Genomic DNA, 10,865 nt, shown 5'->3' on the forward strand with positions numbered 1-10,865 from the left:
GATTCTGTCAGAGGCCTTTCAGGGCCTGAGTCACCGCTTCAGGGGCCGGTCGCGCCAAAACCACAGGATCGAAGCCGGCCGCCCGGGCAGCTTCGGCAATGCGGGCATGGGTGGCGATGGCGCGCTGCTGGTTCATGTCCATGCCTTGCAGGTGGCCGACGGCCTCGGCACTGCTGAACAGCCATACAAAGGCTGTGGGCTCTGCGCGAATGGCGTCCAGCAATGCCTGCTCGGCCATTTCGAAGCGGGGGCCGGCACGGTGATAGGTCGTCACGGTTTCGACGCGCGCGCCAGCGGCCGTCAGTTGCTCGGCCAGCCATTCGCGGCCGCCATCGCCGCGCAGCAGCAGCACCCGGGCGCCGGCCCAGGCACGACGGGGTGACAGTTGTTGCCAGAGGTGTTCGGAGTCCAGGCTGGCTGAGTCCGCTGCGGGCTGGACGATCTGGCCCGCGGGCACGCCGCGTTCGATCAACGCCTGGGCGCTGCCCGGCCCGACGCAGGCGGCCAGCGTGTGGACTGGCCACGGGCGGTCGGCGTGGCGGAAGAACTGCTCGACGGCATTGGGACTGACGAAGACGGCCAGGTCCATATCGGGCAGGCTGGCCCAGGCCGCGACGACCGCTGCCGGATCGCGGGCCGGCAGGATCTCGATGAGGGGCAGCGCCACCGCCTCGACGCCGAGTTCGGCCAGGCGCGCCAGCCAGGCCGCGCACTGCGGCCGTGGGCGCGTGACGATGAGGGTCGTCATCCAGGCAGGTAGGAGCCGGCGCCCAGTTCGCGCAGGCGTGCAGCGGCCTGCTGGCCCAGGGCCTGGGCCGCATCGGTCGCCACCACGTCACCCGTGACGCTGGTACGCAGCAGCGGCGAGGTGTGGGCCTCGGCATGGCCCAGGGCGGCGTCCAGGCACAGCGTCGCGCCCTGCCAGCGGGCGTGGGCCGCCAGCGGCAGGCTGCAGCTGCCGCCGAGCGCACGCGACACGGCGCGCTCGGCCTCGCAGGCCAACAGCGTCGGCTGATGGATGAGTTTGGCCAGGGCTTCGGCCAAGGCACCGTCATCGGCGCGGATCTCCAGGCCCAGGGCGCCCTGCCCCGCGCACGGCAGCATCTGGCCGATATCAAACAGGGCACGTATGCGGTTGGCGAGCCCCAGGCGCTTGAGGCCGGCCGCCGCCAGCACGATGGCGTGATAGCCACCCTCGTCGAGCTTGCGCAGCCGCGTGTCGAGATTGCCACGCAGCGGCTCGACGCGCAGGTCGGGGCGCAGGCTGAGCAGTTGGGTCACGCGGCGCAGGCTGGAGCTGCCCACCACCGCGCCCTCGGGCAGTTCGGCCAGTGAGGCGTAGTCGTTGGAAACGAAAGCATCGCGCGGGTCTTCGCGCTCCAGCACGGCCGCAAGGACGAAGCCCTCGGGCAGCTCCATCGGCACATCCTTCAGCGAATGCACGGCGAGCTGGGCGCGGCCTTCGGCCAGCGCCGTCTCCAGCTCCTTCACGAACAGGCCCTTGCCGCCGATCTTGGACAGCGTGCGGTCGAGGATCTGGTCGCCGCGGGTCGTCATGCCCAGCAGCGTGGCGGTGATGCCGAGCTCGGCGGCGAGACGGGCCTGCACATGCTCGGCCTGCCACAGCGCCAGGCGGCTTTCGCGCGTGGCGATGGTGATGGAAGTCGTCATGGCCTCGATTATCGAGGCCGTGGGGTCACGTCTTCCGGGCCGAGCGCCGGGCCGCTCCCAAGCCGGCCCGACTGAGGCCACCTGCGGCTCAATGCTGCAGGTGGCCTCGTCCCCTCGGGGGACCGACCAGGCCCGCCCGCGTTCAGCGGCGCGAGACAGGGCGAGGGGCCTCAGGCCATGCGGTTCTTGAAGAAGGCGTTGATGGTGAGGCGGCCCATGCCGGTCTGGTAGCCGGCCTTGGCAGCGGGCCAATTGATGTCGCCGGTATGGAAGATGCTGCCGCTGTAGAAGATGGCTCGGTTCCACTTGGCCGGCACCCGGCCGATGACCTCGAAGTAGCGGTTGCTCTCGGTCATGTAGCCGGGCGCGATGCCGTACTTGTCGCTGAAGGCGCTGCTGTCCAGCGTGTTGGAGTCGCGCATGAACTGGCGCGTTTCGACGTCGGACATCAGCGAACGGAAGAACACGGTGCCGCCCAGTTGCTCGTCCTTGAACAGATAGTGCACGGACGCCGAGATCACCTCACCCGGCTCGATGGCGGAGTCATCGCGGTGGCAGATGCGCTGGCGCGGGTCCAGCGTCGTGGCGTCCTGGGTGACACGCGAGAAGCGCCCGAACATGCCCAGCCCCGGGCCGGCCCCCAGCCGGGGGCGCAGGTGCTGGTCGAAATAGCCCCCCAGAGCGGCGGCGATGCCATCCGGCAATGCCAGCTGCGGGCCGGGATAGGGATGGCCCGCAGGCGCCTGGAACTGGTCGGCCTGGGCCTGGGCGAGCGCCACGAGGGCCTCGGGGTCTTGCGCGAAATCGTCGACGACATAGACCGTCGCGCCGTTGGACAACTGCACCGTCTCCAGACGGGCGTTGGGGTTGATGCGCAGCTCGGGGCCGACGACGGGCTTGTTCGTGACCAGGTCGAGCTTGGGTGCGGAGCAGAAGCCGTCGATGAACTGCTGGTGCTTGGGTAGCTTCATCAGCGTGCGCGCCACGTCCTTGCGGATGTCGCCGAGGAACTCCGCAAGGTTGCGGTTGTCCATGTTGCGCGTGATGGGGTGGTGGCTGGCGGGCTGGATGCCCTGCCCCATCATGACCTGCACCCAGGAGTTCTCGGCGAACAGCTCGCCCTGGCTCAGCATGATGCGGGCGGTGTCGCGGAAATGCTGGATGCGGTGCTTGAGCAGCGGCGGCACCTCCATCTCGCGGCAGTCGCGCCAGAAGGTCGAGTCCGTGCGGTTGTTGACGTGGTAGTGCAGGATGATGAAGTCGCGCACGACCTCGATCGCCTCCTGCGTCTGCCGGTTGTATTCGTCGATGTCGCTCTGGCGCACGCCGTCGGTCGGGAACAGCTCGATCAGCCGGGTCAGGCCCTTCTGGATCAGGTGGATGCTGGTGGATTCGATCGGCTCCAGGAAGCCGCTGGCCAGGCCGATGGCAACGCAGTTCTTCTTCCAGACCTGCTCGCGTTGGCCCGGTGTGAACTTGATGACGCGCGGCTGGCGCAACACCTCGCCCTGCACGTTGGCGAGCAGCGCGGCCTTGGCTTCGTCGTCGCTGATGTGCTTGCTGCTGAACACGACGCCGTTGCCGACGCGGTGCTGCAACGGGATGCGCCACTGCCAGCCCCAGGGGTGGGCGATGGCGCGGGTGTAGGGCACCGGCTCGCCGACCAGCGTGGTCTGCACCGCCAGCGCGCTGTCGCAGGGCAGCCAGTGCGACCAGCTCTCGTAGGGCACGCCCAGCGTCTCGCCGATGAGCAACGCGCGCATGCCGGTGCAGTCGATGAAGAAGTCGCCTTCGATCAGCGCGCCGCCGTCGAGTTGCAGGCCGGTGATGTCGCCGCTGGTGGCGTCGGTGTGGACCTTGGCGATCTTGCCTTCGATGCGCTGCACGCCCAGGGCCTCGGAGAAGCGGCGCAGGTACTGGCCGTACAGCGTGGCGTCGAAGTGATAGGCGTAGTTGATGCCGTTGTCGGGCAGCGTCGCGAAGCGGTTGTCCAGCCCGGCACGCAGCTCCAGGCAGTAGTCGCCGTAGTCGCTGGCCAGGCCACGCTTGCGGCCCTCCAGCCAGAAATGGTGGAAGCCGGCTGTCCAGTGACCCTTGCCGGTCTTGCCGAAGGAGTGGAAGTAGTTCTCGCCGACGTTGCGCCAGTTCTCGAAGCTGATGCCGAGTTTGAACGTGGCCTGCGTGGCCTGGATGAACTCGCGCTCGTCCAGGTCCAGGATCTCGTGCAGGATGTGCAGCGTCGGGATCGTCGCCTCGCCGACGCCGACCGTGCCGATCTCCTCGGACTCGACGAGGCGGATGTCGTAATGCTTGCCCAGGCATTTGGACAGGCCGGCGGCCACCATCCAGCCGGCGGTGCCACCGCCGGCGATGACGACGCGACGGATGGGTTTGGGAGCGGTGGTCATGGTCGTGGATGAGCTCATCGTTTGAGTCGGTTCTGCAGCATCGAGCGCAGCTGGCGGGCGCTGTTGTCGGTCATCGGCGCGAGGATGCCGCGCGCGGCGGGCGGGATGTGGGCCGCCGTCTGTTCATCGGCGTCGAAGACGTAGTGGTTGAACAGCGCGCGCCAGGTATCGCGCTGGGCCGGTGGCAAGTCGCGCAGCGATAGCAGGGCCATCAACAGCGTGTTGATCGGCTCGTCCATGAAGGCCGGGGACTGCCGCCACCAGAAGTTGACGAGCGCACTGATGGGCTCCAGCGACTCCACGGCATGCCACCACTGGCTGGGGATGAAGAGCGCATCGCCTGGCAGCAATTCGAAGGTTTGCGAATGCTCCAGCGCTTGCGCGTAACGCGGAAAGCGGTCGAGGTCGGGACGCGCGTGATCGACGAGGCTGATCGGCTGGCCGGCGGGCGTCAGGTCCAATGGGCCGATGTAGAGGTTGGCCACCTGCTCGGGCGGGAACAGCGTGAAGCGGCGCCGGCCCGCGACGACACAGGCGATGTTGTCCGGCAGGTCGAAATGCGCGGCCACCTGCATGCGGTTGCCCAGCCAGATGCTCGCATGCGGGTTGAGGGGCGCCAGCGCAGGCAGGTCGTTGGGCGGGCGCAGGCCGGGAAAGCAGTGGTCGATGCCGGTAGAGCCGAGGTAGAGGGCGTCCGGCGTGCCGGCCAGCAGCTCGTCCAGCAGCGCGCCGAAGGTGTGGGTCTCGTGCCGGAAGTTGAAGCCGGTGAAGTCGGCGTTGTAGAAGAAGCGCCCGCCGATCTCCGGCGCACCGCGCCAGAGGGCCAGGCGCGTGTCGGCGCCGAAGCCGCGCAGGTAGTCGCAAAAATCGGCGTCGGACCGCTGCGCGGCCTGCACCAGCGGCCAGCGCCCGACCAAGCCGCGCATCAGCACGGGCTGGGTGGACTGGAGCACGTCTGCCGGGATCGCTTCGGCGCTCACATCACTGCGCTCCAACATCCTGCTCAGACCTCCCGTGCGAGGTGGCGCTTGATCAGCTTGGTGAAGTTGGACAGCGACGCGATGGCCATGTAGATAGGCTGCAGGTAGTCGGCCTGGTGCAGCAGGCCCACGGTGCTGCTGTCCAGCGCGGCGAGGCGCTCCTCGTGGATGATGTAGAAGCCCACCAGCTGGCCGCGCGAGCCGTCCGGGCGCTCGACGTCGAGCACGAAGGACTCCAGCAGCTCGTGCTGCGTCAGCGTCTGCACGAAGTCGGTCGTCGTCTGCAGGCCCTCGTGCAGCGTGCGCAGCACGGAGTTCGCGTTCTCGGTGAAGTCGGTCGTGCCGCCATGCGGCAGGAACACGGCCTCGCCCTCGGCGCCCAGGCTAACGCGCTTGCTGTCCATGTCGACCATCATGCGCAGTTCGTCATCGGCGATGCCGATGGAGAACGGCAGGCGCTGCACGGACAGCGGCAGGTAGTCGGCATCCCAGCCCTGCTCGTTCAGGAACAGGTTCTCCCCCTCCTGCAGGCCGAACAGCGCCGCCGGCGCGAAGCCGCCCTTGCCGTCAGGCTGGAAGACGATGGGGTAATGCGCCTGGAGCTTGCGGAACTCGTCCACCGTGACGGGCGCCGACATGATGTCGTCGCCCCATTGCGCGCCACGCTGGGTGATGACGCGCAGGTCCTTGTGCTGGATGTTGTTGAGCAGTTGCGGCATGGATGGGCTCTGGAAATCAAGCGGCCGGCGGCATGCCGTGCTCGCGGATGTGTTGGATGAGATCGCGGTGGCGGGGCAGGCCGCCCAGCAACCGCCGGGTGATTGTCGTCACGTCCTTGAGGCCGGTTTCGGCTTGGGTCCGCTGGTCGGCACGCGGGGCCCGCAGCGCGGGCTTGAAATGCATGCCATAGAGCACGTACTGGTAGCTCGCGGCGGGGAAGACCTCTTCGTTGCGATAGAAGTCGTTGCGCGACGGCGCGCGGTGAGCCCAGAGCTGCAGCAGTTCGCGCAGCGACTCGGGTTGCGTCGCTGCGCTGCGGTGCTCGCGCCAGTAGTCCGCGTCGTCGCGGCGGCTCAGCACATAGTGCAGCTTCAGGAAGTCGATGATGCGCGACCAGCGGTAGGCGAAGGCCTCGTTGAAGCGTTTGGCGACGAGGTCCATGTCAGCGCGATTGGCAGGCCTCTCGTCGCGGATCATCGCGGCCGACAGTTCGACCAGCGCCAGCGCGGACGCCTCCAGCGGCTCGATGAAGCCGGCAGACAGCCCGACGGCGACGCAGTTGCGATGCCAGAAATGCTCGCGGTAGCCGGGGCTGAAGCTCAGCCGGCGTGGCGTTGCGTCGCCCAGCGACAGCCCGTTGCGCTGCAGATGGCCCAGCAGCGCGCGCTCGGCGGCGGCATCGTCGGTATGGCTGCTTGAAAACACCAAGCCGATGCCGCGCCGCGTGGGCAGGCCGATGTCCCACGTCCAGCCCTCGGCATGGGCTGTGGAGATGGTGGCCGATGCGAGCGGCGCCTTGGCATCGGCATGCGGCACCTGCACGGCCAGTGCGCTGTCGTTGAAGAGGACGCCCTTTTGGCATCGGAGGCCGACGCCGTAGTGCTGGCCCAGCAGCAAACTGGCCATGCCGGAGCAGTCGATGAAGAGATCGCCTTCGAGATCGCCGTGCTCGCGGGTCGCAAGCGCCGCGATGTCGCCGTTCTCGTGCGAACGCACGGCGACGAAGTGATCGACGATGTGGCGAACGCCGAGCACCGTCGTCGCATGACGGCGCAGCAGATGGCCGAGCTTGACAGCGTCGAAGTGGTAGCCGTAGTTGAGGACGCCGGCGAAGTCCGGCGTCGTCGTCTGCTTGGGCGCCAGGCTCGCGTCGCACACATGCGGCTGCGCACCCACGCTTTCGGCAAACGCGTGCTCGCCGCCCGCCTGCAGCCATGCGCCTGCCAGGTCGGCCTCGCCATGGCCGTGAGGCAACGTGAAGGGGTGGTAGTAGCGATCACCGGCACCGCCGTACAGCCAGCCGTCGAAGCAGGAGCCCTGCTTGAAGGCTGCGTCGCATTCGCGGATCAGGTCGACTTCACTGAGGCCGATGCGATGCAGCGTGGCGCGCATCGTCGGCCAGGTGCCCTCGCCCACGCCGATGGAGGGCACGTCGGGGGATTCGATGAGCGTGATCTGCAGCGCGTCGGGGCCGTCACCGCCCAGTTCCGCCGCCAGGGTCGCAGCCGTCAACCAACCGGCCGAGCCTCCCCCCAGCACCACGATACGTCGAACGGCTGTCGTCACCTCGGAACTCATCCCGCAAAGTATGGCCGTGCGGGTGCCGGGCACGCCGCAAAGGCCGAGGAATTCTGAAAGGAAATTTGGCCGAGGTGGGCGTTGCGCGCCCGCCTCGGCCAATCTGGGTCGCCCGGCGAACGGCCCCGAGGGGCGTTTACCGGGCGGCGGTGCTCATCGCTCAGAAGCGATAGCGAGCACCGACCAGGTAACGGCGGCCCGTCTGGATCGCGGAGATGATCTCGTTCTTGCTGCGGCCATGGGTGCGGATGTAGCCATCGTTCAAGTTCAGCAAGTCGGCCTGCAGGGTCAGGTTCTTGCCAATCTTGTAGCCGATGGACGCGTCCACCTGACCATAGGCCTCGGTGTACCGCGGGTTGTTGCCGTTGTCGTTACCCAAGAGGAACGAATCGCGCCAGTTGTAGGCGGCACGAATCGACCACTGGTCGTTTTCGTAGAAGCCCACCACGTTGGCGGAATCGCTGACACCCACCAGAGGGGACTGCACATCGGTGCTTGACGCGTCGTTGCGGTACTTCAGGCCACTGCGGACCAGCGTGTAGTTGCCCGAGACGCCGAAGCCACTGGTGCTGAACATGTGCTGGAAGTTGAACTCCAGGCCCTTGATGTTGTCGCCACCGGCATTGGACGGCGTCGTGATGTCGAAGATCAGCGGCTGGGCGCCGGGGACCGTGCCCGCAATGTTGCCCTTCAGGAAGTTCGGGTCACTGGCATCGGTGACCGTGACGCCCGGCTGGCCGTTGTAGTTCTTGAAGATGTAGTTGCGCAGCAGCTTGGGACTGTCAGCAGGAATACCCGACGCCCGGGCAGCGTCGAAATACGTGCCGCTGGCAGGCTGGTTCAGGCCGACGAACGTTTGCTGAACCGTCTTCGTGGTGAAGAAGTCGGACACCTTCTTGTAGAAGGCGCCTGCTGCCACATACGATGACTTGGCGTAGTAGTACTCGGCAGACAGGTCCAAGTTCTTGGACTTCAGCGGCTTCAGTGCCGGGTCACCGGTCGAACCGGCGCCGTGGATGTTGTAGCGGCCAGAGTTCGCGTTCAGAGCGACACCGCCCAGCATGTCGCCGAAGTTCGGGCGACCGATGTTGACACCGTAGCTCGCGCGCACCTTGATATCGGACGTCAGGTCGGCATCCCAGTCGATGCTGGGCAGCCAATAGCTGTACTTGCCGTCCTTGGTACCGAAGGTCGTGGTTGCGCCATCGAGCCTCACCTCGTTTTCCGCATACCAGGTGGTGGCGTTGTAGGAGGTGACTTGTGACGAGGACGTGATCTTCGTCTGCTCATAGCGCAGACCGACCGACAGGTTCATCGGGATCACGGTGTCGAAGGCGTGGTCCCACTGACCGTAGGCCGCGGTCGACTTCTCGGTGGTGCGCCAATCGTTGCCGTTGGTGAAGTCCGTATACGGCTTGAAGTAGGCATCTGCCTCCGCCGCGCTCAGCGGATTGCCCGCCGGGAGCGACGTCGGACGATACGACTGCGCGTTCTTGACGGCCTGCGCACGCAGTTGGTCGAAGTTCGGCACGAAGAACGTCGGGAACTGGCGCGGGTCGCTGCTGCCAGGAATCCGGCCGTAGAAGCTGGCGATGTTGTACTGGGCGACGGTCATGTCCTTGAACGAGCCTTGCGGGCCGATGCCACCCCAGTCGCCGTGGAAGTTGTTCGAGCCGGCGGAACGATTCTTCAGCTTGGTGAAACCGAGGCCGGCGAGCAGCTTGTCGTCGGCGCTGAGCTTGTAGGTGCCGCTGGCCTGGACCTGGTCGACGTCCTGGTACGAAATGTTGTTCGTGAACTGAGATCCCGTGACGGTGGTCTTGCTGGAGTCGTACTTCAAGCCGGGCGACTGCATGACCGGGAACTTCTGGTCGTAGTACATCGTCGTGTTGCCCTGGTTGAACATTGCCAGGTCAATGACGTTGGTGTCGCCGTAGGGGCTGTCCGGATTGGTCCGGGACGTCGAATGGTGAGCGTCGAGATCGATGTTCAGCTTCTCGCTGACCTTCCATGCCGCATTGAAACCGGTGGAGTTCAGCTTGGTCTTGACCGCCTGCTGGGCAGCGTACATCGCGAAGTCGTGCGTGCCGTCCCAGGTGGCCGTCTGGATGATCGGGTCGTAGACCTGGCCCGTGGCGGTGAAGGTCGTGGGCGGCTGGCCATTCAACGGGCCCGAATACGAGGGGCCGAACCAGGAGGAGTTCTCAATGGCGTTCTGCTTGGTCGCGTTGATGGCAATCGTGTGGTCCAGCGTGAACTTCAGTTCCTTCGTCGGGGAGAACTGCAGAACGGCCTGACCGTTGATGCGCTCGCGCTCCAGATCGGTCACGCGGTAACGCACGTCATTCGTGTGCGTCACATAGCCGCTGGTCGGGAAGTTCTTCAGGTTGCCGGCCGGAACACCGTCATACGCCGTACCGGCGGCACCGTTCGTAATCGGCTGAGTTTGCCAACCGTTGCCAGTGAAGGCGTTGTTGGAGCCCGAATTGCGCTTCGAGTAGTTGCCGCTGATCGAGATGCCGAGCGTGCGGTCCCCGAAGGACGTGCTGTAGATGCCGGAGATTTCTGGCGTGACCTTCGAGCCCGCAATCTCGCCCGGCAGGCGGCCGATCGACTCGTCATAGTTGGCCTTGATGCCGATGCTGGCGATGGTTTCGCGCACATCCAGCGGGCGGGCCGTCTTGACGTTGATGGTGGCGCCGATACCGCCCGTCGGCGACGAGGCTCGCGCGGTCTTGTACACCTCCAGCGCGGAAACTGCGTCGGAGGACAGGTTGGCAAAGTCGAAGGCGCGGCCGGCACCATTGGAGGTCGGCATCTGCCGGCCGTTCAGCAGCACCATGTTGAACTGCGGGCCGACGCCGCGAACGGTGACTTGCGAGCCTTCACCGCTCATGTTCCGGTCGATGGACACGCCGGCGATGCGCTGCATCGACTCGGCCAGGTTGGTGTCCGGGAACTTGCCGATGTCTTCGGCCACGATGCCATCGACCAAGCCGCGTGAATCGCGCTTCAGGGTGACAGCGCTGTCAAGGGACCGGCGAATACCCGTGATGACCACGGTCTCCAGGGAGTTGGCAGCAGCCGACGCCGCAGATGCAGGTGCCGCAGCGCCAGCCTGCTGAGCATGCACGGCCGCGGCACCCGTAAGCAACGCGATCGATGAGGCCCACGCAACGGGCTTGAGCCGGATGGACCGCACGGGACCACGCCGAACTTTGGAAATCTGAGGGTGTTTCATTTGTCTCCTTACTTGCTTTAAGCGGCTGTAGCGCCGATTGATGACGACTCTATGGCCCGCTGATGCCAGCACTTGGTAGCGTTACCAGCACTCCTCAAAAAAGAGAGTGCCCGTTGCAGGCGCCTGCGTACTGTACGTTTTGGCCTCCCCATGACTCCTGGGGTTTACGCGAGTTGATCTTGCCGTGTGCGCAATCAACAACACCTGCGAAAGCAGCTCTTTCCGGGGTGGCCGGACAGCGAATCGTGCGCTTGCGCGCAACCATCG

The 10,865-nt window shown here is 66.1% G+C and carries 7 protein-coding genes; all 7 read right to left on the reverse strand.

Features of this window, described 5'->3' with window-relative positions; genetic code table 11:
• Nucleotides 1-7 precede the first annotated feature (7 nt).
• The 7 genes from ACXJKM_RS24625 to ACXJKM_RS24655 all read right to left on the reverse strand — a co-directional run bounded on the left by ACXJKM_RS24625 (nt 8) and on the right by ACXJKM_RS24655 (nt 10,598).
• Complete coding sequence (locus ACXJKM_RS24625) at nt 8-748, reverse strand: uroporphyrinogen-III synthase (protein ID WP_457355871.1); 741 nt, start codon at nt 746-748, stop codon at nt 8-10.
• The gene (gene hemC / locus ACXJKM_RS24630; RefSeq protein WP_457355872.1) at nt 745-1,671 is read right to left on the reverse strand and encodes a hydroxymethylbilane synthase; all 927 of its coding nucleotides are present in this window, start codon (nt 1,669-1,671) and stop codon (nt 745-747) included. The genes ACXJKM_RS24625 and hemC overlap by 4 nt, the downstream gene beginning before the upstream one ends.
• Before the next feature lie 170 nt (nt 1,672-1,841).
• Nucleotides 1,842-4,079 (reverse strand): DUF6445 family protein, encoded by a 2,238-nt coding sequence (locus tag ACXJKM_RS24635; protein ID WP_457355873.1) that lies wholly within the window; start codon nt 4,077-4,079, stop codon nt 1,842-1,844.
• A 14-nt stretch (nt 4,080-4,093) separates the two neighbouring features.
• Nucleotides 4,094-5,059, reverse strand: a complete 966-nt coding sequence (locus ACXJKM_RS24640; protein ID WP_457355874.1) for a cupin-like domain-containing protein — start codon at nt 5,057-5,059, stop codon at nt 4,094-4,096.
• 23 nt (nt 5,060-5,082) lie between these two features.
• A complete protein-coding gene (locus ACXJKM_RS24645) occupies nt 5,083-5,778 on the reverse strand; it encodes a SapC family protein (RefSeq protein WP_457355875.1) in 696 nt (231 codons plus the stop codon).
• Between the two features lie 16 nt (nt 5,779-5,794).
• On the reverse strand, nt 5,795-7,345 hold the full coding sequence (locus ACXJKM_RS24650; protein ID WP_457355876.1) for a tryptophan halogenase family protein: 1,551 nt from the start codon (nt 7,343-7,345) through the stop codon (nt 5,795-5,797).
• A gap of 172 nt (nt 7,346-7,517) precedes the next feature.
• Nucleotides 7,518-10,598: a TonB-dependent receptor gene (locus ACXJKM_RS24655; RefSeq protein WP_457355877.1), complete on the reverse strand. Its 3,081-nt coding sequence runs from the start codon at nt 10,596-10,598 to the stop codon at nt 7,518-7,520.
• Nucleotides 10,599-10,865 lie beyond the last annotated feature (267 nt).

Source organism: Roseateles sp. P5_D6, from assembly GCF_054049415.1.